We start from the raw sequence: 26,185 nt of genomic DNA, 5'->3' as shown, positions 1-26,185 counted from the left end.
GGGCGGTCACGGACCGATGGTGCGGCCATGAACGTGACGTCCCCGCCCTCTGACGGTTCGGTGACGCCGCTGCGACTGACCGCACCCCTGGCGATCACCGCCGGTCTCGTGGTGGTGGCCGCCCTCTGGTTCGCGGTCGGTCTGGTGTACCGGACGCCGGCGCTGCTCGGATGGTCGACGCTGCTGGTCAGCGTCCCGGTCGCCGCCACCAGCTCGTGGCGGGCCGGCGGTCCGCAGCGGACCTTCTGGCGGTACGTGAGCGTCGGCCTCGTGCTCGTCGGCTGCGGCGCGATGAGCAACGCCCGCGACAACCTGGTCGGCGTGGACCGCAACCAGCACGTCAGCGGCGTCACGTCGGCGATCTACCTGAGCGGCCTGCTGGTCATGATGATCGGCCTGCTGCGCATCCCGGGCATCCGGCGGACCGGCGGGGCGTGGACCCGCTTCGGCCTGGACATCGCCACGGTGATCGTCACCACCATCACGTTCGCCTGGCATCTGGTGTACCCGCGGTGGGAGTCGTGGTTCGCGGGCAGCGCGGGCGACACCTGGTCGGCGCTCACCGTGGTCGGCGGCGGCTTCATCTGCGTCTTCGCGTTCATCAAGGTCGCGTTCACCGGCACCGGGCCGATCGACCGGCGGGCGCTGCACCTGCTCGCGCTCACCGGCGCGGTCGGTGCGGGCGGCGGGTCCCTCGCGCCGCTGCTGGCGTCCCGGCCGCACCTCAACACCTCCCACCTGATCCTGCCGGCGACCTGCCTGGTGCTGTGCCTGGCCGCCGACCGCCAGGTGCGGGCGCTGGGTGTCCCGCCGCCCCCGGACCGCCTGCCCGGCCGGCGGCTGAGCGTCATGCCGTACGCGGCGGTCGTCGCCACCGGCGCGCTGCTGCTGGTGTCGACGATCCAGGACTCCGCGGACGTCGTCGTCGTGGCCGTCGGCGCGATCACCGTCACCGTCCTCGTCGCCGCCCGGCAGATCATCGCGCTGCGCGACAACGCCGCCCTGCTGCAGGAGCTCGACGCCCGGCTGCACGACAACGCCCGGCTCGTGAAACAGCTCGACTCCCGGTTGCGCGATCTCCACTCGTACCAGCGCAAGCTCGCCCACCAGGCCGGCCATGACGCGCTGACCGGCCTCGCCAACCGGACGGTCTTCGCCGAGGCGACCACGACGGCGCTCGGCGGCGGGTCGGTGGCGCTCAGCGTCGCCGTGATCGACCTGGACAACTTCAAGGGCATCAACGACCAGCTCGGACACGCGGTCGGCGACGCGCTGCTGCAGGCGGTCGCCGCCGTGCTGACCGCGCACGTGCCCGCCGGCAGCACCGTCGCCCGGCTCGGCGGTGACGAGTACGCGCTGCTGCTGCACGGCACCGACCAGGCCGCGCACGAGTCGGCGCTGAACACGCTCACCGCGGAGCTGCGCCGCCCACTGCAGGCGGCCGGGCACGACCTCGTCGTCGAGGCCAGCATCGGCCTCGCCGGCGCCCGGCCCGGCGACACCGCCGCGGAGCTGCTGCGCCGCGCCGACGTGTCGATGTACGAGGCGAAGAACCAGGGCAAGGGCCGCTTCAGCGTCTACACGTCCGCGATGGACCAGCGCGGCGCCGAGCAGGCCCGCGTCGCCGCCGACCTGCGGACCGCGCTGGACACCGGGCAGCTGCACCTGGTGTACCAGCCGATCGTCGACATCACCGACGGGTCCCTGTACGGCGTGGAGGCCCTCGTCCGCTGGAACCACCCCGAGCGCGGCCCGATCTCGCCGGCCGAGTTCATCCCGGCGGCGGAGCGCACCGGCCTGATCGTGCCCCTCGGCGCGTGGATCCTCGCCGAGGCGTGCACGCAGGCGGCCCGCTGGCAGTTCGAGCTCGGCCCGGACGCCCCGGCCATCGTCAGCGTCAACGTCTCCGCCCGCCAGCTGCGCGAGGCCGGTTTCGCCGCCGACGTCGCCGCCGTCCTGCACCGCACCGGCCTACCGGCCCACCGCCTCACCATCGAGGTCACCGAGACGGCCGTCTTCGACGGTGGCACCGCCGTGGAGACCCTGCACGCGCTCAAGGCGCTCGGCGTCGCGGTCGCCCTCGACGACTTCGGCACCGGCCACTCCTCGCTCGGCCTGCTGCGCACCTGCCCCGTCGACCTGCTGAAGGTCGACAAGTCGTTCGTCGACACGGTCACCCACGGCGGCGAGCACGCGGTCATCGCCGCCGCGCTCATCGACATCAGCAACGGCCTGCACCTGCGCGCCGTCGCCGAGGGCGTGGAGACCCCCGAACAGGCCGCCGAGCTGCGCCGCCTCGGCTACCGCTACGCCCAGGGCTACCACTACGCCCGCCCGCTGCTCCCCGCCGACCTCGAACGCCACGCCCTGCGGCGCCCCGCCCACGCCTGACCACCAGGGAGGTCCGATGCCGCTGACCGTCCGCCCGTGGCGGCCGAAGCTGCGTGACCAGCTGCTCGCCGCGTACGAGGGACGCTGCGCCATCAGCAGCGTGGCCACCCGGGACGTGCTGGAGGCCGCCCACATCGGACCCGCCACGGGCCCCGCGGCCGACGCCGTGACCAACTGCCTGCTCCTGCGGGCCGACCTGCACAACCTCTTCGACGCCCACCTGCTGTGGCTCGACGACGACTACACCGTCCACGTCGCCGAGTCGATCACCGACGCCACCTACCGCCACTGGCACGGCCAGTCTCTTCACCTGCCGATCAACCCCCGCGTCTGGCCGGATCTGGACGCCCTGCGCCGCCACCGCGACGCCCGCCCCGCGCTCTAAGCTGCCCGCATGACCGAGTGGCCGCGCAGCAGGCCGCCGCCCGGTGGCGGGATCACGCGCTGTCCGGCGCCGCTCCGCCGCAGGCGCGGGCCGCACTCGTCGCCCACCGCGGCCTGTACGTGCTGCTGCAGCGCCTCCGTGGGGCGCGGTAGGTTCTTCAGGGACGCGATGATGTCGAGGCCGAGGAGGGGCACGTGGCTCAGGTGTTCACCCGGGGACAGAAGAGCCCGCTGTCGGCGCTGACCAGCGCGGACGAGCTGTACGTCGGGGTGTTCCTGGACGGGCCCGGGCTGACGTGGGACATCTCGTGCTTCGGGCTCGACGCGGCCAACAGGATGGCCGACGACGCGTACTTCATCTTCTTCAACCAGCCGAGCTCGCCGGAGGGGTCGATCCAGAAGGTCGGCCCACAGGGCGGGGACACCGAGGGGTTCCGGGCCGTGCTGAGCAGGGTGCCGGAGAAGATCGCGAAGCTGTCGTTCTGCGCGTCGATCGACGGGGCGGGGACCGCCCGGCAGCTGCGGTCGGGGCACATCCGGATCATGGCCGGTGGGCAGGAGGTCGTGCGGTACGGCTTCACCGGCGCGGACTTCGGCGCCGAGCGGGCGATCATCATCGGCGACGTGTACCGCAAGGGGGTCTGGCGGGTCGGGGCGGTCGGGCAGGGGTTCGCCGGCGGGCTGGCGGACCTGATCCGCTCCTACGGCGGGACCGTGGACGAAGAGCCGGAGCCAGCACCGCCGCCTGTGCAGGCGCCACCGGCATTCGCGCCACCGCCCGTGCAAGCAACGCCGCCAGTCCAAGCGCCGCGGCCCGTACAAGCGCCGCCGCCTGTCCAGGCGCCGCAGCCCTTCGCGCCGCCGCCGCCCGTACAACACCGGCCGCCGCAACACGGTGGACCGGTGCCACACGGTGCACCGGTGCCGCCGCAGCCTGAGCGGGTCCGGCCCGGGGTCATGACGAGCCTGGACAAGTACCGGGAGGCGCCGACCACCGGCCGGTGGACGAAGCAGAGCAGCAAGATGGTGAAGGTGACGCTCGGGCCGGAGGTGCACGCGCGGCGCGGGTCGATGGTCGCCTACCAGGGCGACGTCGAGTTCATCTACAAGGGCTCCGGCGGCCTGCGGGCGATGTTCGAGGGCGCCGTCACCGGCCAGGGCCTGAAGCTGATGACGTGCAAGGGCCAGGGCGAGGTGTTCCTCGCCGAGAACGCCACCGACCTGCACATCGTCGAGCTCAACGGCCAGTCGTTGTGCGTCAACGCCGACAACGTGCTCGCGTTCGACGCCACCCTGCAGACGGAGATCGCACGGATCGAGAGCCCCGGCATCCCGGGCGGCGGCATGTTCCACCTGGTGGTGTCCGGGCAGGGCGCGATCGTGGTCATGACCCGGGGCACGCCGGTGACGCTGCTGTGCCAGGGGCCGACGTTCGCCGACATGAAGGCCGTCGTCGCCTGGACCTCCGGCATGCGGGTGTCGGTGACGACGCAGGTCAGGGTGTCGCGGCAGCTCTACGCCGGCGACAGCGGCGAAGGCCTCGCGCTGCAGTTCATGGGGTTGCAGGGCCACTTCGTGGTGGTGCAGCCGTACGAGGTCTGATCACTTGATCAGCGCGGTGCAGCGGGCGATCAGCTCGTCGCTCTGGAACGGTTTCATCATGTAGTCGTCGGCGCCGGCGTCGAGGCCGGCCTGCAGGTCGGCGGGCATGGCGTAGGCCGACAGCATGAGGATCGGCACGCCTGCGGTGGCCGGGTCGGCGCGCAGCGCGCGGCAGACGTCCAGCCCGTTCAGTCGCGGCATCACGAGGTCCAGCAGCAGCAGGTCCGGGAGCTCGGCCCGCACCTCGGCGAGCGTCCGCGCGCCGTCCGGTGCGGTGCGGACCGTGAAGCCGGCCCGGGTGAGCAGCAGGGTCAGCGCATACGTCAGGTCCTCGACGTCCTCCGCGATCAGTACCGTCGCCATCGCCGCCGTCAGCTCCCTGAGGACGCCGGCGGCACCGGCTGGCGGGTCGGCAGGCGGACGGTGAAGATGGTGGCCGGCTCGTCGGGCTCGCTGACGGCGATCGCGCCGCCGTGCTGCTCGACGACGGCGCGGGCGAGGGTCAGGCCCAGGCCGGTGCCGGGCACGCCGCTGTGGCGGGCGGAGTCGGCGCGGAAGAACAGGTCGAAGAGCCGGGGACGGTCCTCGGCCGGGATCCGCTCGCCGATGTTGGAGACGCTGAGGGTGGTGGTGCGCTCGTCGCCGTGGACGTGCACCCCGACGGTGGAGCCGTCGGCCGCCCAGGCGAGCGCGTTGGCGAGCAGCTCGTCCACGACGCGGCGCAGCCGTTCGGCGTCGCCGTCCATCGGCACCGCGTCCGGGGCGTTGACGTCGACGGTCACCGCGTTGGTGATGCCGGTCCGGGCGCTGTCGGCGGCGGCCCGCACCACCGCCGCCAGGTCCATCGGGGCGGGCACGTGCCTGATGTGACCGGACCGCATGCCGGCCACCTCCAGCAGCCTGCCGACGAGGGTGTGCAGCGTGCCGGCGTTGCGCTGCATCACGGCGAGCATCTGCCGGTGCTCGTCGGCGAGCCCGGGGTCCTCCAGCATCAGCTCGGTGTAGGAGTGCAGGGTCGTCAGCGGGGTGCGCAGCTCGTGGCCGACGAGGGCGATGTACTCGTCGCGGGTGCGGTCCAGCTCGGCGGTGAGCCGGACCGCCCGCCGGCGCTCCAGGAACTCGCCGAGGTGGGCGCCGACGCCGGTCACCATGGCGAGGCGCACGTCGTCGGGGACCTCGACGAGATCGCTGTAGCAGACGAGCACACCGAACACCGCCGACCCGGTGGGGATCGGCACCGCCAGCGCGACCTTGACCGACCCCCAGCCGTCCTCGGCGCGCAGGTCGCCCTCGTGCACGGGCGCGGCGGCCTGCCAGGCCCGGCCGGGGATGCCTTCGCCGCACGCCAGCGGGTCGCGCACCGGGCGCGGCAGCTCGTGGTCGCGGTCGACCCAGTGGGTGGCGCGGCGCAGCACGTGCGCCACGGCGTCGACGGTCCAGAACTCGGCCGCGGCCCACTCGGCCTTCGAACCCACCAGCTCCACGACCCGGGCGAGGATGCCGTCGACCGGCCCCGGCCCCCTGATGGCCTGACCGACCAGGATCTCGCACTCCTTGAGCGCCGCCGCGCGGCGGTGCGCGGTCACGTCGTGGATGGCGGCGACCGCCGCCAGCCCCGGCTGGCCGAGCACCGCCCGGCCGTTCACGCGGAAGTGCCGGCGCGGCACGCCCGGGGTGCGCCGCACGATCTCGGCGTCGCGCACCCGTTCGCCGCGCAACGCCCGCACCAGCGGCAGGTCTTCCGGGGCGATCGGGCGCCCGTCCGGGTGGTGCAGGTGCAGCGCCGGTCCCCACTCTGTGGGCGGCACGGCGATCTGGGCCCCGAGCAGGTCGCGGGCGGCGTCGTTGGCCAGCACCACCCGGTCGTCGTGGCCGCAGCCGACCACGGCCGCGTCGAGGCTGTCGAGCAGCGCCTGCAGCACCTGATGCTCCTCGTGCAGCCGCTGGTGGGCGAAGACCTCCGCCTCCGCCCGGGCGTTGCTGCTGCGCAGCTGCTCGGCCAGCTGCGCGAAGCGCAGCCCGTCCGGCTGGGACTCCACGTAGGCGGTGACGTCGTCCACGCGGTGCACGATCCAGCGCAGCCGGCCGTCCTCGTCGCACACGGGCACGCTGACCGGCGCCCAGAACCGCTTCTCGAAGCCGCCGCCGACGCGCGGGATGTCGTACTGGTGGATCGCCATCACGTCGGTCGTCTGCTCCCGCAGCACGCGCCGCAGCGAGGCCTCGAGCGACGCGACCCCCGGCGCGTCCGGGTCGTCGGGGTTGACGGGGAACGCTTCGAACACGTGCCGCCCGATCAGGCCGTGGCGGGTGCGCATCGTGGCGGCCAGGTACGCGTCGCTGGCGTCGACGATCGTCAGCTGCGGATCCAGCACCAGCAGCGCCGCGGGAGCGTGCTGGAACAGCAATCGGTAGCCGACCGTCGTAGTCGTCTCCACCGGCATCGCCCCCGTCGTGCCTCGTATCCGGACATTTTACGCTTATCATCCAAGCAGGGTGCGGAGATCCCGGCGCCGCGCGGCCCGTGGGACGATCGGTGCCATGGCCGAATGGATCTACTTCATTCACCCGCCGCGGGCCGACTTCGCGGCGACCATGACCGACGAGGAGCGGGCCGCCTGGGGCCTGCACTTCGAGCGGTTGCAGCGGCTCCTGGCCGACGGGGTGCTGATCCTGGCGGGTCCGACGCTCGGCGAGACCAACACCGGCGTGGCGGTCTTCGAGGCGCCCGACGAGGCGGCGGCCCGGCGGATCATGGAAGAGGATCCCGCGATCGCCGGCGGGTTCGCGACCGGCGAGCTGCGGGAGTTCCGCGTCTCGCTGCTGCGGGGGCGCCCGTGACCCCGCGGATCCTGCTCTGCGCGGCGCTGCTGCTGGCCGGCTGCACCGCCGCGGACGACCGCGTCGAGTACACGATGGCCACCGACGCCATGAAGCCGAAGTTCAGCGCGGATCAGCGGTTCACGGCCAAGCGCGTGCCACCGGGCTCGTACCAGCCGCACGCCGGCGACGTCGTCGTCTTCACCGCACCCTCGTCCTGGGACCGGCGCGGCGCGTCCGTGGCGCGGGTCGTGGCGGTCGGCGGGTCGGAGATCGCCTGCTGCGACGTCCGGGGGTGGGTGACGGTCGACGGGATCGCCCTCGACGAGCCGTACCTCGGCGAGAACTCCGACCTCGACGTCCTCCCGGACGACCGGTGCGCGTCGCGGCGGTTCGGGCCCGTGCACGTCGCGACCGGCCACGTGTTCCTGATGGGCGACAGCCGCGGCATGTTTCGATGGACTCGCGTTGTCTCGGCACCGTCCCCAGCGACCGGATCGTCGCCGTGGCCGGGTGAGCGCCGACCGGCGACATCTGCGATCATCGCTGGATGCGCCGGCCCCCGCACTCGCTGACGTCATCCGAGCGGCAGGTCCGGGCGGGGTTCCTCGCCGGCGATCTGGTCGACCTTTCGGCGGCGGCGGCGTCGGTACGAGCGGCTGCGCTCGCCGACCTGTTGAGCCGGCCGGTGGACCGCGCGGCACACCCACGGGCGGCGCTCCGGCTGCGCGGCGCCACGGTCACGGGGCCGCTCGACGTCGCGCACGCCGTGGTGGCGGTGCCGGTCGAGTTCCAGGACTGCACGTTCGACGCGCCGGTCGACGTCTCCGGCGCTGACCTCGTCGACCTGCACCTGGTGCGCTGCCGGCTGCCCGCCCTGCAGGCCCGGCTCGCGACCGTGCGCGGCGACGTCAGCTGCGCCGCCTCGGAGGTCGGCGGCGCGCTCGACCTCCGCGACACCCGGGTCGGTGGCGACCTCGACCTGTCGGAGGCGCGGCTGCACAACCCGGGCGGCAACGCGCTCGCCGCCGCCCGCCTCACCGTCGGCGGCAGCCTCCGCGGCTACGGCCTGCACGCCGCCGGCGAGCTGTGGCTGGGCGGCGCCCAGATCGGCGGGAACCTCCTGCTCGACGGCGCCACGCTGACCAACCCCGACGGCCGGGCGATCGGCGCCGACCGGCTGTGCGTGGGCGGCAACCTGCGCGCCGGCGGCGGCTTCACCGCCGACGGCGACCTGCTGCTCATCCACTCCGAGATCGGCGGGCAGGTCCGGTTCGTCGACGCAGGAGTCCGCAGCCCGGACCGCTGGGCGCTGCACCTCGGCGGCACCACCGCCGGCAGCCTGTGGATGTGCTTCCGCACCCCACCCGACGGCCGGGTCCGGCTGTCCGGACTCAAGGTGGACACGCTGTTCGACGACCCGCGGGTGTGGCCGGAGCGGCTGGACCTCGTCGGCTGCACGTACCGGCTGCTGATCCCGCGCACCTTCGACGACGGCGCCGACGACCCCGGCCACCTGGCCACGGTCGACGTCCGGCAGCGACTCGACTGGCTGCGCCGCAGCCCCGACGGTTACGCGCCGCAACCCTACGAGCAGCTCGCCTCGGCGTACCGCGCCGCTGGCCAGGACACCGAGGCCCGCCGCGTCCTGCTGGAGCAGCACCGCCGCCGCCGCGCGACGCAGCACTGGCCCGGCCGGCTCGCCGGCTACCTGCTCGACGCCCTCGTCGGCTACGGCTACCGCACCTGGCTCGCCGCCCTGTGGCTGCTGGCCTGCTGGGTGCTCGGCACGCTCGCCTTCACCGTGTGGCCGCCGGACGCCCGTACCCCGGCGGACTCCCCGGACTGGAACCCCGCGCTCTACGCGCTGGACCTCCTGCTCCCCATCATCGACCTCGGCCACGACTCGGCCTGGCACGCCACCGGCTCCACCCAGTACGTCGCGGCCACCCTCATCATCATGGGCTGGGTCCTCACCACCGCCGTCGTCGCCAGCCTGTCCCGCCTCCTCAACCGCTGACACCACCCCGGATCAGAACGGCGGGTCGTCCGCGCCGGTGAATGCCGGATCGATCCACCAGTCGCGGTACGGTCCGTTGAGGGTCCAGGCGAGGGAGTCCTGCGTCCAGGGGTCGGCCTCGGTTCGCCGGCGGTCGCGGAGCAGGGAGTTCAGGCCGCCGAGCGCGTGCTCGCGCACCGCGGTGGCGGCGTGGGTGCGGACCAGCGGGTCGGGGTCGTCGAGCAGGTCGCGGACCGCGCCTTCGATGACGTCCCGCTCGCGGTCGTTCCTCGGAAGTTTTCGGGCCAGGATGTACGCGGCGCGGCGGCGGCGTTCGAGGTCCTCGCCGGCCAGGGCCGGCAGGACGTCAGCGAGGGTGAGCATCCCGAGCGCCGTGAGTGCCTCGATGTCGGGTGGGGTCTGCGACCTCGCGTGCCTGGCGATGGCGTCAGCGACGGCCTTCGCGGGGGTGCGGCGAGGGTCACGGTGTTGCCACCGCAGCAGCTGATACAGGTGCGCCCGGACGGTGGGGTCGCCGTCGGTGGACATCGCGTCGGCGACGGCCGTCCGGGCCTGTTCGCTGATCACCGGCGACAGCAGCAGCGACTCGCCGGCGCGGGTGCGGCGCTGCGGTGACGGATCTCCGGCAAGGGCCGCGATCAATGCGGGCTCGTCCAGTGGGAGCCGTTCGCCGAACCAGCCGACGTCGTAGCCGGCCATGACCTCGTCCAGCCACCGTTCGTACCAGGCCAGGAAGTCGGCGTCCTCGACCACGTACGGGCCGAGTCCATCGGTGTCGAGGTTGAACAGCCGCCCCCGCGCCGGCCCGGTCACGACCAGGCGCGTGTACAGGGTGCACCCGTGGAAGGCGATCGGCAGCGTGCCGCGCAGGAAGATCCGGTCCATCGCCGGCGGGTCCTCGTAGCGTTGCTCCCAGTCGTCGGGGTACCGCGGTCCCGGCAGGTACGGGCTGGGTTGTGCGAGGTGCCCCGGCCGGCACCGCGCATCACTGCACGCGCCCGCAAAGCTCAGCAATTCGCAGCCGGGGCCGGCCCCACCGCCGCCGAGCTCGGTGATGAACAGCCGGTACGCCGGGGGAAGCGTGACCTCGTGCCGCTCCTCGAACGCGGTCACCGCCGCCTCGGGGACCGGCGGTTCGAGCACGAACTTGTGTGATTCCACGCCGAACGCGGGTGGGAGCGACGGCAGGGCGCGGGCCGCTGTCAGCTTGGCGGAGATGCGGGCCAGGCGGGCGCGGTCGGTGTCGGGCACCCGGTGAGCGTAGGGCCTAGGCTGCAGGCGTGGTCGATGGATACCGGCTGGGTGTGGACTTCGGGACGTCGAACACCGCGGCGGTGCTGGCCGGACCGGATGGGCGGCGGAGCAGGCTGGTGTTCGGGCGGGACAACCTGTTGCCGTCGGCGGTGTGTGCGCAGGAGGACGGGAGCCTGCTGGTCGGGCGGGATGCGTTGCGGGCCGCCAGGATCAGGCCGGAGTGCTTCGAGCCGCACCCGAAGAAGCGCGTCGACGACGGCAGGGTGCTGCTCGGGGCGCACGAGGTGCGGGTGGAGGACCTCGTCGGGGCGGTGCTGGGGCGGGTGTTCCGGGCGGCGGGCGAGCTGACCGGGGGCGAGCGCGTGCGGCGGGTGACGCTGACACATCCGGCCGGCTGGGGGCGGCTCCGGCAGGACGTGCTGCGGGTGGCCGCGGAGTGTGCCGGCGTGGCGGAGGTCGACCTCGTGGCGGAGCCGGTCGCGGCCGGGACGCACCTGGTGCGGCACGACGTGGGCGTGCGGCCCGGGGCCCGGGTGCTCGTCTACGACTTCGGCGGTGGCACGTTCGACGCGTCCGTCATCCGCTGCGACGAGCACCTGACGGTGCTGGCCTCGGCGGGGCTGCCGGACGCCGGCGGGCTCGACATCGATCAGGCGATCTTCGACCATCTCGCCGAGGTGTACGGCGACCGGCCCGGCTGGGCCCAGCTGCGGGCGCCGGGCGACGCCGCGTCCCGCCGGGCGGGCAACCTGTTCCGCGACGACCTGCGCGAGGCCAAGGAGGCGTTGACGGAGGCCGGCTCGACGTCGGTCCACGTGCCGATCCTGGACACCGACGCGGTGCTCGGGCGGGAGACCCTGGACCGGCTGGCCCGGCCGGTCGTGGAGCGGACCGTCCGCGCGGCGTTCGAGGCGGTGCGCGACGCTGGGCTGCGCCCCGGCGAGCTCGACGCGGTCTATCTCGTCGGCGGGGCGAGCCGCCTGCCGCTGGTGTCGACGATGCTGCTCGAGCGGTTCCGGATCCCGCCGGTGCGGCCGGACCAGCCGGAGTTCGCCGTCGCCGAGGGCAGCCTCACCGTGGCCCCGCGCCGGACGACCGCAGGCGGTGCACCAGCGCCCGACGAGCCGGCAGTCCCGCACGAAGACGACGGCGAGCGGCTCCACTACGCCGAGTACCAGTACCGGCACGGGAGGCTCGTCGAGGCGGAGCGGACCATCGCCGGCCTGGTCGGGACCGCGCCCAGCGACGCCGGCCGGCTGCTGTGGGGTGAGCTGCTGCTGCTCCGGTACGACCAGGAAGCCGCCGCCCGGCAGTTCCAGCTCGTCCGGGACGCGCACGGCGCCGGCGACCGGGTGGCGTTGCAGGCCCGCCACCACCTGGCTCGGTGCCGGGTGGAGGAGGTCGGACTGTCGCGGGCGGAGCGGGTACGGGTGCTCACGCGGGTCAACGCCCTGCACGACGAGCAGCGCCGGGCGGCCGGCCCGGACGACCCCGACACCCTGGCCACCCGCGCGCTCGCCACCGTCGTGGAGATCTCGCTCGGCGAGTCGCGGGCGCGGACAGAGCCGGCACTCCGCGCGGTGCTCGACGCGCAGCGCAGTCGCCTCGCCGCGGACGACCCGGCGACGTACCGGACGTGGCTCGCGCTGGTGCGGGCGCTCAGCGCCTGGAAGGACTGGGAGGCCGCGCGGACGGAGGCGGCCGCGCTCAACCGGCGGCTCCGCGAGCACGGCGACGGCCACCCGCTGCGGCTGACGGCCGCCGACGCGTACTGCCACCTGCGCACCCGGCAGGCGCGGGCCGTGCCCGCCGGCCCGGCCCGCGCCGACGAGGTCAAGGCAATCCACGCCGACGCGGTCCGCGTCGCCCGGGCCGCGCTGGGCAAGCACCGCGACCTCAACGGCGACGCCCATCCCCGGACGGTCCTCGCCCGGTTCCGGTTCGGGGACTGCCTGATCGAGGCGGGCGACCGCGCCACCGGGATCGCCGAGCTCCGCGCCGCCCTGCGCACCGCCGACGAGGTCATGGGCCGCGACCGGCCCCGCACGTGGCAGCTGCGGCTGGAGCTGGCCGGCCGGCTCACCGACGGCGGCGACACCGACGAGGCCGAGCAGATCTACCGGGACGCCGCGGCGGCGCTCCCCCGGCTGCTCGGCGACGACAGCCCGCTGGCGGCGAAGGCCCGCGACCGCCTCGCGCACGTCGCCGAGCGCAACGCCACCCTGTCGCACCGCATCAAGCGCCGGCTCCGCGGCCTGGCCGAATAGCCGGACGTCATTGGTTGACCAGGGCGCCGGCGAGGCGTTGCTGCTCCTCGGCGACGATCATCCGGGCCAGCTGGACCTCGGAGATGTCCACGGCGCCGGGCGAGGCCTGCGCGATCGTGCTGTGCCGCACGTACGCGTCGAAGAGCTGGGCCTTCGAGCCGAGGATCTCGATCATGCGCTCGTCGACGGAGTCCGCGATGAGCAGGCGGTGGACCTGGACGGCGCGGACCTGGCCCATGCGGTGGGCGCGGGCGATCGCCTGGGCCTCGATCGAGGGCTTCACCTGCGGCTCGCACAGGATCACGACGGAGGCGGCCTGGATGTTCACGCCGACGCCGGCCGCCTCGATCTGGCAGACCAGCACGGCGGGCTTCCGGGAGGCGGTGAACTCGTCCACGATGCGCTGCCGGTCGGCCACCGGCGTCGACCCCGTGATCGGCCCTCGGGCGTCGGCGCCGAGCGCCGCGTGCACCACGGCGAGGACGTCACGGAAGTACGAGAAGACCACCACGTGCCGCTTGGCCGCCAGCGCCTCCTGGGTGAGCTCCAGCAGGCGGGTCAGCTTCGCCGAGTCACGCGGGCGGCGGGTCACGAACGCGGCCCGCCGCATCGCCATGAAGTTGCCCTCCTGGACCGCGGCGCGGTAGGCGGCGGCGTCCTCGGCGCCGAACTCCTCCCACTCGTCGACCTGCACGAGCTCCGGCAGCTCGGTGAGCACGTCGGGCTGGTTACGCCGCAGGTACACCGGTGCCGCCGCCCGGCGGAACGCCTCGACGCTGATCGCCGCGTGCTCCGGCCCCATGTCCGCGGCGATCTCCGGCCGCAGGTGCTCGATCAGCGCCCGGAACTCGTCGATGCGGTTCTCCATCGGGGTGCCGGTGAGGAACAGCACCCGGTCGGACTCCGCCGCGACCCGGTTCACCGCCTGCGAACGCTTCGCGTCGGGGTTCTTCACGTAGTGCGCCTCGTCGACGACCAGCAGCGCCGGCCGGGGCGGCGGCAGCGGGACCGCGCCCAGCGACCCGAACGTGACGACCCCGACGCCGCCCTGCGCCCGCCACCGGGCCGCCGCCCGCGCCCGCCCGTTGCCATGCAGCGTGACGACGGGAATCGTCGAGTGGCGGGCGATCTCGCGGGACCAGTTGATCAGTACACTCGCCGGGCAGACGACCAGGAAGTGGGTCGCTCCCCGGGCGGCCAGGTGCGCCATCGCGGCGATCGCCTGCACCGTCTTGCCCAGCCCCATCTCGTCGCCGAGCACGACGCGCCGCTGCACCAGCGCGAACCGCGCACCGAACGACTGGTAGCCGCGCAGCCGCAGGCTGTCGCTGAGCCGGGACGTGTCCAGCTGCTGCGCGCCGACGCGTTCGACGATGTCGGCGGGCAGGAACCCTTCGCTGGCCGCGACGTCGCCGCCGAGCCCGACGACCTGGCTGAGCAGGCCGTAGTAGTCCGCCGAGTGCCGCTCGAAGTCCCGCCACACCCACCGGTCGCCCGGCGTGCGGACCTTGCGCACCTCCCGCGCCGCCTCCGGCAGGCCGGCCTGCTCCGCTTCCTGCAGCGTCGCCTGTACGGCCTGCGCCGCCTCGACCGCGGCGGCCCTGTGCGCGGCCCGCATGAACATCCGACGCCACGGGCCCGCCGCGGCCGGCCCGGCCATCGGCCGCTGCGCCTCCAGCCGCTCCTGGCACCGTTGCGCGTCGGTCTCCTGCGCCCCGGCCGCCTGCCACACCCCGCGCCACACCGCGAGGGCCCGCACCAGCCGCGTCATGTCCGCGTTCTTCGGGTCGAACTCGATCCTGAACTGCAGCGAGTCCGTCGCCGCCCGCTTGAGCTGCTCCGCGGCGGTCATGGTCTTGCGGGCCGTCTCCGCCCCGATCCCCGGCACCTTCGTGAGCCGCTCGGGCCCGGACCGCAGCACGTCCGCCACCGAACAGATCCCGTGCGCCGGCAGCTCGTCGAGCCGCGCCCGGCCGTCCACGGTGTCCTTGACCGTCTCGATCGACATCTTGCCGATCGCGTCCCACACCTGTGGCTCGCGCGCCACCTCGTACGCCGCGACGACCTCCTGCCGCGCCGCCGCCACGGTCCCGGTGACCGTCTCGGCGTCGCCCTGCATCTCGCCCGCCCGCGCCAGCAGGGCACGCGCCTCCCGCGGCCTCATGCTCGCTGCGCCGGCATACATGTTCTTGAAGGTACCGATACAGCGCCGGTGCCGCTCGGCGGGTCACTCCGGGAACGGTGGGGTGCGGGTCACGCCGTACACCTGCCAGAAGAAGTCGTTCATGGCCGCGGCGACCGGAGCGTGCCGCGCGACGATCTCCGCGTGCGGTGCGGGGAGCCCGCCGGGTGCCGCTCCCGCCGCGCACCGGCGCAGGTAGGCGTGGCGCTCGGCGGGCCCGGTGATCCCGGCGACGTTGGCGACGATCCAGTTGAGCAGCTCCCGCACGGCGTATTTCGCGTCGTGTTCCCGGTGGTGTACGACGAACGCCCGCTCCTGCGCGGTCAGCTCGAACCGGGGCGACGTGGCCAGCCCGAGATCCGTCAGGTAGAGCCGGTCGCCGTCGGTCAGGATGTTGCCGAAGTGCGCGTCGAAGTGCAGCAGCCCGTTGGCGTTCATGAAGGCGACGGCGGTCTTCAGGCGGCGCTCCACCGTGCCGACGGCGTCCGGATGCTCGCGCAGCCACGCGTCCAGGCGCTGCGGGACGTACTCGAGGAACAGCACCACGCTCGCCGACGCCGCCGCGAGCGCCTCCAGGCGCCGCCGCACCGCCGTCGAACCGTCCCAGTACGCGACGGCCCGGTCGATGTCCTGGTGCTCCTCGGCGGGCGGCGGCGCGCCCGGCAGCACGCGCCAGTGGTAGAGCAGCGGGAACGCCTCGGTCCTGCCGTCCAGCACCCAGCTCGTCGTCATGGTGTTCGCCGCGAGCTCCCGCCACGCGCCGAAGCCGCCGCCGCCGTGCGCGACGACGCTGTAGTGGCAGGACGTCGGCAGGTCGAACAGGTTCGCCGTCGAACGCACGTGCCGCGGGAGCCGCTCCAGGTCGGTCAGCGCGAGCCGCTTCGCGAAGACCGGCGTGCCGGCGACGTCCACCAGGGCCGAGGCGCCGCCGACGCCGACGCCGAGCGCCTGGGCGTTGTCGACGAGCTTGGCGAGCCTGGCGTCGCTGAGCAGGGCCAGCTCCGTGGAGACCGCGCAGAACCTGCTCAGCCGGGACATGGCGGCAGCCTAGCCCGTGCGCGGCGCCGCCGGGGGCGGGTGGCGCTCCGTACGATGCGCGCATGGGCAACGACGGCACAGAGGGACGCTCCTACCGCAAGGCCGCGGTGCGGCGGGCGGAGATCCTGTCCCAGGCCATCGCGCTGTTCGCGGAGCGGGGCGTGGACGCGTCGTTGCGCGCGATCGGTGCGGCGATCGGGGTCTCGCACGCGGCGCTGCGGTACTACTTCTCGTCGCGCGACGAGCTGCTGGTCGAGGTGTACCGGGCGCACGAGCAGGTCGAACACGGCGACGCGCCGCAGGACGGGGTGTCGGCGGTCCGGCTGATGGAGCGCAGCGCCGAGCGCAACCGCACGATCCCTGGCCTGGTCGAGCTCTACGCCACGCTGACCACGGACGCCCTGCAGGCGGGGCAGCACCCGCTCACCCACGAGTTCGTGCGGGACCGTTTCCGGCTGCTGCGCTCGCACCTCGCCGAGCGGGTCCGCACCGGCCAGCGCGCCGGCGCGATCGCCGCGGACATCGATCCCGACGACGCGGCGTCGCTGGTCATCGCGGCGTCCGACGGGCTGCAGCTGCAGTGGCTCCTCGATCCCGAGGCGGTGGACGTACGGCGCGCGCTGGCCCTGCTCGAGCGGCTGCTCCCCTCGTCGCCGGCGGACGGGCCCGGAGCCGCTTGACCCCAGATTCTTCCATTGGAAGAATCACGCCGAGCCGCTGCCCCGCAGCGCGGAGCGGAGGCACGCAGACATGGTCCTTCCCGAGCAGGTCGAGCCGGCGGATCCGGCGCTCGACAAGCCCACGGCGCACGCGTCGGCGCTGCGGCTGACCCTCGCGTCGCCGCTCTACCGGGGCGCCACGCTCGCGGTGTTCCTGTCGGCGCTCGGCTTCTCGGCCGCCGCCCCGCAGATCGCGACGTTCCTGGTCAACGACCTGCACGCCTCGCTCACCGCGGCGGGGCTGTTCTACCTGACGAACCTGGCCGCGCCCGTGGCCGGATTCCTGGTCGGCCGGCGGTCCGACCGCACCGGGCGCCGTCTCGGGCTGTTCCGCGTCTGCGCCGCCGCCGGGTTCGTGGGCTGGATCGGCATCGCGTACTCGACCGAGCTGTGGATGCCCTACGTCATCAGCGCCGTCGTCGGCGGGTTCGGCGGCGCCGCGACGTCGCAGCTCTTCGCCGCCGTCCACGACGAGCTCAAGGCGCACCCCGGCCCGAACAACGACGGGGTGGTCGCCGTCGTGCGGATGGCCCTGACCGGCGGCTGGGTCGTCGGCCCGGTGGCCGGGTCGTTCCTGGCGGCGCAGACGTCGCTGCGCACCATGCTGGTCGCCACGGCGGTCTGCACGCTCGCCCAGATCGTGCCGCTCGGCGCGCTCCGGACAGCACCGGCGGCACCGGCCGGACCCGGCGACGCGCCGGGGGCCGGCCACCGCGGCCCCGGCCTGCGGGCGATGCTGCCGCTGCTGGCGTTCACCGGCCTCTACGTCCTCGTGTACGCCGGCGAGCCCGTCAAGTACGCGTACCTCCCGCTGTACATGAACGACCAGCTGCACTTCCCGGCCGGCCTCAGCGGCGCGGTCATCGGCATCCAGCCGCTGGTCGAGATCGTGCTGATGCCCGTCGCCGTGGTCGTGGCCCGCCGGACCGGCATGATGGAGCTGATGGTCCTCGGCGCCGGGTTCGGCGTGGCCGCCAACGTCTGCTTCGCCGTCACCGGCAACGCCGCCGGTCTGTTCGCCGGGCAGATCCTCATGGGCGGCGTGTGGGGCGTCTTCGCCACGCTCGGCATCATCGTCGCCCAGCGGCTCCTGCCGACCGCCGTCGCCACCGCGTCCGCGATCTTCATGAGCTCCACCGCGCTCGCCTCCGCCCTCGGCGGTGCGGCCGGCGGCACCGGCGCCGCCGCCATCGGGCTCCCGCGGGTGTTCCTCATCCCGGCCGCCCTCGCCCTGCTGGCCGTCGCCGGCCTGGCCGTCATGGCCCGCTCCACCGACCGCCACCGGTGACGAGCCGGGCAGGTCAGTCTTGTGTCTACGTTAAGTGTGGCTTAGATCGAGCGCCGGCAGTGTGGTCCGGCGTTACGTTTGGGCCGGCCTGCCGGACATCGCCCGCCCCGCCGGGGTGGCCGGGCAGCCACCGCCGAGTTGTCGGTCGCGCGGGCACGATGCGTGCGGCCGGTGAGCCGGGGAACCAATCGGGGCTTCCCCATGGGGTGAATCCGCGCCCGCCACACCGGGGCGCGGTAGGGCGCGCCTTCTTCTCGCCCGAATCCGTCAGCTAACCCGGTAGGCGGTCAGCGAAGAAGGACTGTGCCGTGTTCAACGGACGTACGACGCTCCGCGCCTCGGTCGTCGCGCTGGCGGTGGCGGCAATGATCGCCCCGGCCTGCGCCGCGCAGGCGGACCCGACGCCGCAGGAGCTCCAGGCCCAGATCGACAAGGGCAACCAAGAGGTCGAGCACGTCGTCGAGCTGTACAACAAGGTCAACGGCGACCTGGAGACCACCCAGGCGGCGATCACGAAGCTCCGGGCCGACATGGCGCCGCTGCAGGCGACCATGGCGACGGCGCAGGACAACGCCTCGGCGCTCGCGGTCAACGCGTACAAGACCGGGGGCGACCTCGGCACCCTGTCGCTGATGCTGGGGGCGACGTCGACCGACACGCTCACCGCCCGCGTCGGCACCCTCCAGCAGATCTCGCACAGCCAGCAGCGGGACCTGGCGGCGTACACGGCGGCGAAGGGCGCGCTCGACACCGAGCAGCGGCGCCTGGACGAGACCCTCGCCGCGCAGAGCCAGCAGAAGACGGAGCTGGAGACCCGCCGCAAGAAGATCGAGGGTGACATCGCCCGCCTCGACGCGCTGCAGGCCAAGGCCGAGGCGGCCGCCGCGGCGGCGAAGGTCAAGACCACCACCCCGCCCCCGGCGACGACCCCGGCCAAGCCGCCGGCCGTGTCCGGCAACGCCGGCAAGGCCGTCAACTACGCCTGGGCGCAGCTCGGCAAGAAGTACGTGTGGGGCGCGGCCGGACCGAACACGTTCGACTGCTCGGGCCTGACCATGATGGCGTGGAAGGCGGCCGGCGTGACGCTGCCGCACAACGCCGCGCAGCAGTGGTCGAAGGTCCGCCACATCTCCCGCAGCCAGCTCGCCCCCGGCGACCTGGTGTTCTACAACGGCCTCGGGCACGTGGGCATCTACATCGGCAACAACCAGATCATCCACGCCCCGAACAGCCGCACGGTCGTCAAGGTCGCTCCCGTCGACATCGACACGCTGTACGGCTACGGCAGGGTCGCGTAGTCACGGACGGTAGTCTGCCGGGCATGCGCATGTTGCATCTCGGGCTGCGGGTCACGGATCTGGAGCGCTCGCTCGCGTTCTACACCGCGGTCGGCTACGCGAAGGTCGGCCACGTCCCGGAGACCGGGTTCGGCAGCCTGACGATGCTGCAGCTGCCCGGCGACCCGTTCGTCAGCCTCGAGCTGGTGCACGACCCCGCCCGGCCGGTCACCGACACCGGCGCCGTCAGCCACCTCGTCATCCAGGTCGGCGACCTCGGCACCACGGTCGCCGACCTGGCCGGCAGGGGCATCGCGGCCGAGCCACCGACCGACCACGGCGAGGGCATGGCCACGTCCTGGCTCACCGATCCCGACGGGTACCGCATCGAGCTCGTACAGTGGCCGCCCGGCCATCCGGAGGGCATGACCGCGGCCGACTTCGCCTGACCGCCGGCCTGTCATGCGCCCGGCCGCCCGGCCGCCCGGCTGCACGGCGTGGCGGGTGGTGCGCGGAAACGGTTCGACAGGCGCGGTGACCGGCTGCCACGATCGGACGGTGATCACCGACGTCGACGCCGCGACCCGCTCGTTGCACGGGACGGCGCTGGGCGACGCGTTCGGCGAGACCTGGTTCTTCCGGCCCGCCGACCAGATGCGGTGGCAGATCGAGGAGCGGCTGGTGCCGCAGGGCACGTGGCCGTGGACCGACGACACCGCGATGGCCGTCTCCCTGTACCGGACGCTGCGCGAGCACGGCCGGGTCGAGCAGGACGAGCTGGCCGGCCGGTTCGCCGGCGCGTACGCCGCCGACCCGTACCGCAACTACGGCCCGTCCATGCACGGCGTGCTCCAGGCCATCGGCGACGGCGAGGCCTGGCGGTCGGTCACGGCCGCCCAGTTCGACGGCCAGGGCTCGTGGGGCAACGGCGCCGCGATGCGCGTCGCCCCGCTGGGCGCCTGGTTCGCCGACGACCTCGACCTGGTCGTGGAGCAGGCGACCCTGTCTGCGGCGGTCACCCACGCGCACCCCGAGGCGGCCGCCGGCGCGGTCGCCGTGGCCGTCGCGGCCGCGCTGGCGGCACGGCGGGTGCCGGCCGGGGAGCTGCTGCCGCGGGTCGCCGACCGCACACCCGACAGCGAGGTCGCCGCCCGGCTCCGCCTGCTGTACCGGCGACCGTTCGACCGGGATCCGCGGTGGATCGCCGGCGAGGTCGGCTGCGGGACGCTGATCTCCGCCCCCGACACCGTGCCCTACGCGATCTGGTGCGCGGCCCGGCACCTGGACGACCTCGCCGAGGCGCTGTGGGCGACGGTCAGCGCCGGCGGCGACATGGACACGACCTGCGCCATCGTCGGCGGCATCGTCGCCGCCCGCACCGGCCTCGACGGCGTGCCCGCCGAGTGGGTCGACGCCTGTGAACCGCTTCCAACCTGGTAGGACACGACCGAGGAGTCGACCGTGACCAGCAGGCCCGACCGCTGCCGGGTACAGCTCGCCGTCCTGCACGGCACCGACCCGGGACCGCCGGCCGTGCCGGCCTACGCCTGGCTGCTCGACGCGCCGCGGGCCGTCAGCCCAGCAGGTCGAGGGTCCGCCGGATGAGCAGCGCCGTCGCCTCCGGGTCGTAGGTCGGCAGGGAGCTGTCGGCGAAGTAGTGCTGGTCGCCCGGGTACAGGAACAGCTCGCCGTCCTTCGCCTCGGCGACCAGGTCGCGGGCGGCGTCGATGTCACCCTCGCCGACGAAGATCGGGTCGGCGTCCATCCCGTGCACCTGGACCGGCACGCCGGCGGGCCAGGCGGCGCCGAACTCGGTGACCGGCACGCACGAGTAGCACAGCAGCGCGCCGCGGGCGCCGGGGCGGGTCTGCGCCAGCATCTGCGCGGGCAGCACGCCGAGGGAGAAGCCGGCGTAGACGAGCTCGGCCGGCAGGTCCGCGACCGCCCGCGCGCCGCGGTCCAGGATCTCGCCGGGGAAGCCGAGCTCGGTGGCGAACGCCATGCCCGCCTCGATGCTGTCGAAGGTGCGCCCGTCGAACAGGTCGGGGGTGTGCACCGTGTGCCCGGCCCGGCGCAGCGCGTCGGCGAACGCGACGATGCCCGCCGTCAGCCCCTGTGCGTGGTGGAACAGGACAACCTCAGCCATACCCCCACCATATATGCGTTGCCACCCAGCCCCCGGGTGGACGGGCAACGAATGCGTCGACGTCGAATGGTGTACTGGTCGTACCGACATCATGATCGATCGGCGTGAGGTGAGGAGCGGGGCATGCGGTGGTTCCGGCGCAAGGCGGCCGGCAGGGCTGTCCTGGTCGACCCGGCACGGCAGGAGGCGCTGCTGGCCGACGTCCGGCAGCGGTACGGGCCGCACGTGGCCGGCGGGTGGCAGCAGCAGGCGGCCTCGCTGGCGCAGGTGTTCGCCGGCGACGACGGGCTGTCCGCGGCGACCCGGATCGTGCACGACACGGCCGAGCACGCCCACGCCGACGTGCAGTCACAGGTCCGCGGGCACCGCGTGGACCGGCGCGACTACCGGGCGCTGTACCGGCAGATGGGGCCGCACCTGCGGTACCGCCTGACGGAGCTGCCGACGGGGCTGTTCCCGTACGTGCACCTGGCGGCGGCGCTGACGGCCGTCGAGGCCGACGCCAAGCGGGCCATGGTGCTGACCGACCCCAACCTGCTGCTGGTGCACACGCTGGAGCTGCTCGACCTCACCGTGTCCGGCTGGGAGTACGGCCGGGTCCCGGTCAACGCCGACGCCGCCCGGCTCGTGTCGCTGCTCATCGCCGCCGCGACCCGGATGCGCCTGACCGAGGATGACCCGCCGGCACTGCCACCGGGCATCCGCGAGGTGATGCGCAGCAACCGGAGCACGGACGTGTACGACCACGCCGGCACGCTGGTCGGCACCATCAACGTGGGCGCGGAGACCCGCCGGTCGTTCCTGATCTGACGGCGGTTTGACCTTGCCCCTGGGCCCCGCGAGACGTACTGGACCGACTTCGCCTCCGCCGCGCCCGGCGACGAGGTCTTCGACGTCGCGTTCCCGGTGGCCTGATCCCCGTCACGCGTCTGCGGTGCCGCCCGGGCCCGGTGGGCCCGCCGGCCGCGGGTCGTACTCCTCGTCGGTGACCTTCTCCAGCCACTCGACGGCCCGGCCGTCCCGGACGCCGGTGAGGGCGAGGTGGGTCATCGGCGACGCCGGGCCGGCACCGTGCCAGTGCCTGACGCCGGGCGGGCACCAGACGACATCGCCGGGGCGCAGCTCCTCGACGGGCCCGCCCTCCTGCTGGGTGCGGCCGGCCCCTTCCGTGACGATCAGCCGCTGGCCGGCCGGGTGGGTGTGCCAGGCCGAGCGGGCACCGGGCTGGAACGTGACGTACGCGCCGCTGTACGGCGCCGTCTCCTCGGGCGCGAACAGCGGCTGGACGCGGACCTCGCCGGTGAAGTTCTCCGCCGGGCCGGGCGTGGACGGCTGCGAGCCGTAGCGGGTGATCATCGGCGGCGGGCCTCCGGCCGCAGGAACGGGCTGACCCAGCCGTTGCCGGCGGGGTCGCCGCATGAGACGCCCGTCCGGCCGAGCGGTCGATGCTGCACGGTGGACTCCTTCCCGCGATGCCGGCAGACCGTTCACCGGCTACCCCGGCGCGTCCGATCCAATCGCGTGCGGTGCGGACGTCCGCGGCTCGGTATCGTGGGCGCCTTGAGCCTTCTCGACGCCATTCCGGACGGACTCGACGCGCCGGCGCGGAGGCGGGCGATCGCCCGGTTCGCGCTCGGGATGAGCCAGCAGGAGTACCAGGAGCTGCACGCCCGCCTGGACGGCGGGGACATCGACGAGCGGCACGACGGGCTGTTCGTCGCGGTCGTGCGGCGGGACGTCGCCGCGGTGGAGCGGGCGCTCGGGGACGGTGAGCTGCGGGGGCGGGCCCTGTCCGCGGCGATCCGCCTGCCGGTGTCCGACGCGGCGCTGCGACGGCTGGCGTTGACCACGCCGTTTGCGACCAGGCGGCAGGTGTACAGGGTGCTGCGCCGCTCCGCACGGCGCGGGCTCGCCGGGTCGCTGCTGCCGGAGGTGCCCGAACGCGACCGGCCGCTGCTGCTGGCGGCCTGCGCCGCCGGGGTCGTCGAGCGGTGGCTGCCGGCGCTGCCGGTGACGATCGACGACCTGCGCCGGCTCGCCAGGACGGCGCCGGTCGCGGTCGCGCGGCGGCTCGCCGAGGACGGCCACACGGACGGCAGGCGGCGCTGGTCGCCGGGGCGGGCCGGCGTCGAGGCGGCGGTGCGGCGGGACCCGGCGGCGGCCGCGATCGTCGCGGAGGGGCAGCGCTGGCAGGATCGCGGGACCCCGGACGCCGTGGCCGCCGCGCTGCGGGCGGGCCAGTTCTGGTCGGTCGAGCCGCGGCCGCACGGGACGGGCCAGCTGCCCCGCCGCGCCCGCCGGACCGTCCGCGCGCTGCCGGCGACCGACCTGGCGGGGCTCGCCCGCCTCACCGACGGCGACGGCCGCGCCGCGCTGCTCGACGCGCTCCCTCCCGCCCGCCGGCGGGCCGCCCTCGAAGCGTGGCCTCTCGACAACCAGGCGTTCACGCCGGAGCTGTGCGTGCTGCCGTTCGCCGACCGGGTGGCCGTGGCGCGGGACCGCCTGGCGCGGCGCCCCGAGGATCCCGAGATGCTCGCGCTGCTGCCGTACGCCGAGGTGCGCGACACGCTGCTCGCCCTGACCCGCAGCCACCGCGCCGGGCAGCGGGAGGCGGGCTGGCCGGCCCTGCTGCGCAGCGCGATGCTCGACCCGGACCGGACCGCGTTCGCCGACGCGATCGGCCGGGCCGGCCGCGCCTGGACCGACCAGCACGACGTGCAGCAGAAGGTGCTGGACCGGCTCGCCGCGGCGCCCGCCCGCAGCGTGGACGCGGTGCCGGTGCCGCTCGTCGCCGCCGTCGTGCACGCCACGCTCACCCGGCCCGACGGAGCGCCCCGCTCCCGGCAGCACCTCGACGACTGGCTCGGCCGGACGCTGGCGGTGGCGCTCGCCGCGGCGAACCGCCCGGACGCCGGCGCCGCGGCCGTCGACCGGGCCGCCGAGGTGTTCCTGCAATACGCCCGCACCGTGCGTGGCCTCGGCCGGTGGTACGACGCGCCGCGCCTGCGCCCGCCCGTCCGCGCCGCGGTGTCGTACATCGCCGGCCGCCGCGACCTCGACGACCGGGCGCTGCTCGGGGTCGCCGCGCAGCTCGGCCCCGACCTCGACGCGCTGCCGGGCCTGCGCGACCGGCTCCACGGCATCGTCCTTCATGGTGCGGATGCGGAGTCGGTACGGGAGGCGGCGCGCCTCTGGGTCGGCGGCGCCCCCGCGGACCGGGCCGAACGGGTGCGGACGCTGCTGCGGCACGACCCGGCGCTCGCCCGCGAGCCGGAGATCGCCCGGCTGCTCACCACCCGCCACACGGACCTGCTCGACCTGCCGGAGGTGCGCTCGCTGCGCCCGCTCGTCCCGGCGACCCCGGCGGCGCTGCGGGCCTGGCGTCCGGCGCAGCGGCGCTGGTACCGGCAGGCCGCCGCCGAGCAGGCCACCGACCCCGCCGCCGAGCCGGCCGACCGGATCGCGGCGATCCGCGTGCTCGACGACCCGGACCTGCTCGCCGGGCTGGCCGGGTCGGACGAGGGCCGGATCGCGGTGGCCGCGCTGAGCGCGATGGCGCGCCTGCCGCACGGCTTCGCCCGCCTGGCCGACCGCGTCGACGACCCGGTCGGCTACCGGGCCCGCGCCGCCGCCCGAGCGCTGCGCGCCGCCCTCGACACGGTCACCGAGGCGGCCGCCGTGGGGCTGCTCGCCGGCACGCTGCGCAGCGCGAAGGTGGCATCGGCGAAGGAGTCCGCACGGGCGCTCGGCGCGCTGCGCACCCCGGCCGCCACCGGCGCGCTCCTCGACGCCTGGCACCGCCCGGACCTGCACCGCGACGTCCGCGCCACCATCGCCACGGCCCTGGTCACGTCCGCCGCCGCCGATGCGGGGCGCACGGTCGCGGACGTCCTCACCGCCGCGGTGCGGCCGGGTGCGGAGCCCGACGCCGTCCGTGAGGCGATCCTCGCGACGCCGGTCGAACGGATCCCGGTCGACCGCCGCCCGGCCGTCGCCCGCCTGCTGGCCGCCGCCCTCGACACACCCGACCCGGCGATCCTTGCCGCGTACGGGCGCTGGTCCCGGTACGCGCCCGAAGGCCTCGACGCGGTGGCCCGGCTCGTCGGCGTCGACCAGCCCGGCGAGGTGTTCGAGGCCGCCCGCGCGACCCTGGGCGCCGCGCTCGGCACCCCCGCCGGCGACCTCGCCTGGTCCGCGGCCGTGGACCTGCTCGCCGCCCAGGCGGCCCGGGAGCGGCTGCGCGTCATGACCGCCGCCGTCCAGCGCGACGCCTGGTCCGTCCTCCCTGCCGCCTTCCGCGCCGCCGCCCACACCCTCGAACGCGCCCTCGCGCCGCTGGACCTGCCGGGCGTACGAGCGACGCTGCTGGCGCGGCTGGCCTTCGCCGGCCTCCTCGACCAGCCCGCCGGCGACCCGGACCTCGCGCTGTGGGACCGCCTGCTGGCCGCCACCGCCGACCGTCCACATCGGATCGACCTCGACACCTGGCGGGCCCTGCACGACCACGCGGACCCGACCCGCTTCCCCGCCGTCCTCACCCACCTGGAGCGGCACACCGGCCTCACCGCGACCCTGCTGTGGCTGCGCCTCGCCACCATCCAGGGCACGTGGACCGAGCCCCAGCTGCACCGCCTCGACACGCTGCGCCACCACCCCGACCCCGACATCCGCGAGGCCGCCCACGACGTCCGCCCGGCGCACCGTGACTGACCAGCAGGCGGCGACAGACCGCGCCGTGCCTCCCAGTGGTACACATGAGACACACCGCACCAACGGCCCGTCACGCCCGCGAGGTCG

Annotated in this window: 23 protein-coding genes and 1 riboswitch; of the genes, 16 read left to right on the top strand and 7 right to left on the bottom strand. The window is 74.5% G+C overall.

Annotation, left to right across the window (positions count from 1 at the left end; translation table 11 throughout):
• Nucleotides 1-27: 27 nt before the first annotated feature.
• Genes ABD332_RS36940 through ABD332_RS36925 form a run of 4 tightly spaced genes read left to right on the top strand, consistent with a single transcriptional unit; the run spans nt 28 to nt 4,377 of the window.
• The gene (locus ABD332_RS36940; RefSeq protein WP_344507583.1) at nt 28-2,391 is read left to right on the top strand and encodes a putative bifunctional diguanylate cyclase/phosphodiesterase; all 2,364 of its coding nucleotides are present in this window, start codon (nt 28-30) and stop codon (nt 2,389-2,391) included.
• Nucleotides 2,392-2,407: 16 nt separating this feature from the next.
• Nucleotides 2,408-2,776 carry an HNH endonuclease gene (locus ABD332_RS36935; protein ID WP_344507581.1) on the top strand — a complete coding sequence of 123 codons (369 nt, stop codon included), beginning with the start codon at nt 2,408-2,410 and terminating at the stop codon, nt 2,774-2,776.
• Between the two features lie 17 nt (nt 2,777-2,793).
• On the top strand, nt 2,794-2,928 hold the full coding sequence (locus ABD332_RS36930) for a hypothetical protein (protein WP_344507579.1): 135 nt from the start codon (nt 2,794-2,796) through the stop codon (nt 2,926-2,928).
• 42 nt (nt 2,929-2,970) lie between these two features.
• The gene (locus tag ABD332_RS36925; RefSeq protein ID WP_344507577.1) at nt 2,971-4,377 is read left to right on the top strand and encodes a TerD family protein; all 1,407 of its coding nucleotides are present in this window, start codon (nt 2,971-2,973) and stop codon (nt 4,375-4,377) included.
• On the opposite strand, the gene ABD332_RS36920 is transcribed toward ABD332_RS36925, so the two are convergent.
• Together ABD332_RS36920 and ABD332_RS36915 are read right to left on the bottom strand one after the other, a co-directional pair.
• Nucleotides 4,378-4,740: a response regulator transcription factor gene (locus ABD332_RS36920; protein WP_344507575.1), complete on the bottom strand. Its 363-nt coding sequence runs from the start codon at nt 4,738-4,740 to the stop codon at nt 4,378-4,380.
• 8 nt (nt 4,741-4,748) lie between these two features.
• Complete coding sequence (locus ABD332_RS36915) at nt 4,749-6,821, bottom strand: PAS domain-containing sensor histidine kinase (RefSeq protein WP_344507573.1); 2,073 nt, start codon at nt 6,819-6,821, stop codon at nt 4,749-4,751.
• A gap of 97 nt (nt 6,822-6,918) precedes the next feature.
• On the opposite strand from ABD332_RS36915, the gene ABD332_RS36910 reads away from it, so the two are divergent.
• Genes ABD332_RS36910 through ABD332_RS36900 form a run of 3 tightly spaced genes read left to right on the top strand, consistent with a single transcriptional unit; the run spans nt 6,919 to nt 9,217 of the window.
• Nucleotides 6,919-7,218: a YciI family protein gene (locus ABD332_RS36910; RefSeq protein ID WP_344507571.1), complete on the top strand. Its 300-nt coding sequence runs from the start codon at nt 6,919-6,921 to the stop codon at nt 7,216-7,218.
• Nucleotides 7,215-7,772: a signal peptidase I gene (gene lepB / locus ABD332_RS36905; protein WP_344507569.1), complete on the top strand. Its 558-nt coding sequence runs from the start codon at nt 7,215-7,217 to the stop codon at nt 7,770-7,772. Before ABD332_RS36910 ends, lepB begins: the two co-directional genes overlap by 4 nt.
• Complete coding sequence (locus tag ABD332_RS36900) at nt 7,748-9,217, top strand: hypothetical protein (protein ID WP_344507568.1); 1,470 nt, start codon at nt 7,748-7,750, stop codon at nt 9,215-9,217. The genes lepB and ABD332_RS36900 overlap by 25 nt, the downstream gene beginning before the upstream one ends.
• Nucleotides 9,218-9,229: 12 nt before the next feature.
• On the opposite strand, the gene ABD332_RS36895 is transcribed toward ABD332_RS36900, so the two are convergent.
• Nucleotides 9,230-10,468 (bottom strand): hypothetical protein, encoded by a 1,239-nt coding sequence (locus ABD332_RS36895; RefSeq protein ID WP_344507566.1) that lies wholly within the window; start codon nt 10,466-10,468, stop codon nt 9,230-9,232.
• Between the two features lie 29 nt (nt 10,469-10,497).
• Here ABD332_RS36895 and ABD332_RS36890 point away from each other — a divergent pair, with 29 nt between their 5' ends.
• Nucleotides 10,498-12,738, top strand: a complete 2,241-nt coding sequence (locus ABD332_RS36890) for an Hsp70 family protein (protein WP_344507564.1) — start codon at nt 10,498-10,500, stop codon at nt 12,736-12,738.
• Nucleotides 12,739-12,745: 7 nt separating this feature from the next.
• Here ABD332_RS36890 and ABD332_RS36885 read toward each other — a convergent pair whose 3' ends face one another.
• Together ABD332_RS36885 and ABD332_RS36880 are read right to left on the bottom strand one after the other, a co-directional pair.
• Nucleotides 12,746-14,902: an SNF2-related protein gene (locus tag ABD332_RS36885; protein ID WP_344507562.1), complete on the bottom strand. Its 2,157-nt coding sequence runs from the start codon at nt 14,900-14,902 to the stop codon at nt 12,746-12,748.
• Nucleotides 14,903-14,965: 63 nt separating this feature from the next.
• On the bottom strand, nt 14,966-15,958 hold the full coding sequence (locus ABD332_RS36880; protein ID WP_344507560.1) for a protein kinase family protein: 993 nt from the start codon (nt 15,956-15,958) through the stop codon (nt 14,966-14,968).
• Nucleotides 15,959-16,020: 62 nt separating this feature from the next.
• Between ABD332_RS36880 and ABD332_RS36875 the strand changes: the two genes are divergently transcribed.
• The 6 genes from ABD332_RS36875 to ABD332_RS36850 all read left to right on the top strand — a co-directional run bounded on the left by ABD332_RS36875 (nt 16,021) and on the right by ABD332_RS36850 (nt 20,847).
• Nucleotides 16,021-16,638 (top strand): TetR/AcrR family transcriptional regulator, encoded by a 618-nt coding sequence (locus ABD332_RS36875; RefSeq protein ID WP_344507558.1) that lies wholly within the window; start codon nt 16,021-16,023, stop codon nt 16,636-16,638.
• A gap of 70 nt (nt 16,639-16,708) precedes the next feature.
• Nucleotides 16,709-17,965: an MFS transporter gene (locus tag ABD332_RS36870; protein WP_344507556.1), complete on the top strand. Its 1,257-nt coding sequence runs from the start codon at nt 16,709-16,711 to the stop codon at nt 17,963-17,965.
• A gap of 121 nt (nt 17,966-18,086) precedes the next feature.
• A riboswitch (cyclic di-AMP (ydaO/yuaA leader) is annotated at nt 18,087-18,266 on the top strand.
• A gap of 7 nt (nt 18,267-18,273) precedes the next feature.
• On the top strand, nt 18,274-19,263 hold the full coding sequence (locus ABD332_RS36865) for a C40 family peptidase (protein ID WP_344507554.1): 990 nt from the start codon (nt 18,274-18,276) through the stop codon (nt 19,261-19,263).
• A gap of 23 nt (nt 19,264-19,286) precedes the next feature.
• A complete protein-coding gene (locus ABD332_RS36860) occupies nt 19,287-19,691 on the top strand; it encodes a VOC family protein (protein WP_344507552.1) in 405 nt (134 codons plus the stop codon).
• Between the two features lie 109 nt (nt 19,692-19,800).
• Nucleotides 19,801-20,682, top strand: coding sequence for an ADP-ribosylglycohydrolase family protein (locus tag ABD332_RS36855; protein ID WP_344507550.1), 882 nt, complete (start codon nt 19,801-19,803; stop codon nt 20,680-20,682).
• A gap of 21 nt (nt 20,683-20,703) precedes the next feature.
• Nucleotides 20,704-20,847 (top strand): hypothetical protein, encoded by a 144-nt coding sequence (locus tag ABD332_RS36850; RefSeq protein WP_344507548.1) that lies wholly within the window; start codon nt 20,704-20,706, stop codon nt 20,845-20,847.
• Here ABD332_RS36850 and ABD332_RS36845 read toward each other — a convergent pair.
• Entirely contained in the window at nt 20,816-21,388 is a 573-nt protein-coding gene (locus ABD332_RS36845) for a dienelactone hydrolase family protein (RefSeq protein WP_344507546.1), read from the bottom strand. The two genes, ABD332_RS36850 and ABD332_RS36845, sit on opposite strands and share 32 nt — an antisense overlap.
• A 123-nt stretch (nt 21,389-21,511) precedes the next feature.
• On the opposite strand from ABD332_RS36845, the gene ABD332_RS36840 reads away from it, so the two are divergent.
• Nucleotides 21,512-22,198 carry a hypothetical protein gene (locus ABD332_RS36840; protein WP_344507544.1) on the top strand — a complete coding sequence of 229 codons (687 nt, stop codon included), beginning with the start codon at nt 21,512-21,514 and terminating at the stop codon, nt 22,196-22,198.
• A gap of 111 nt (nt 22,199-22,309) precedes the next feature.
• On the opposite strand, the gene ABD332_RS36835 is transcribed toward ABD332_RS36840, so the two are convergent.
• On the bottom strand, nt 22,310-22,744 hold the full coding sequence (locus ABD332_RS36835) for a (R)-mandelonitrile lyase (protein WP_344507542.1): 435 nt from the start codon (nt 22,742-22,744) through the stop codon (nt 22,310-22,312).
• 204 nt (nt 22,745-22,948) lie between these two features.
• Here ABD332_RS36835 and ABD332_RS36830 point away from each other — a divergent pair, with 204 nt between their 5' ends.
• Nucleotides 22,949-26,098: a hypothetical protein gene (locus tag ABD332_RS36830; RefSeq protein ID WP_344507540.1), complete on the top strand. Its 3,150-nt coding sequence runs from the start codon at nt 22,949-22,951 to the stop codon at nt 26,096-26,098.
• Nucleotides 26,099-26,185 lie beyond the last annotated feature (87 nt).

This window comes from Dactylosporangium maewongense (assembly GCF_039531485.1).
In the GTDB taxonomy this organism is placed as follows: Bacteria; Actinomycetota; Actinomycetes; order Mycobacteriales; family Micromonosporaceae; genus Dactylosporangium; species Dactylosporangium maewongense.
The sequence above is the reverse complement of the archived record's forward strand: the minus strand, read 5'-3'. Positions and strand labels throughout refer to the sequence as shown.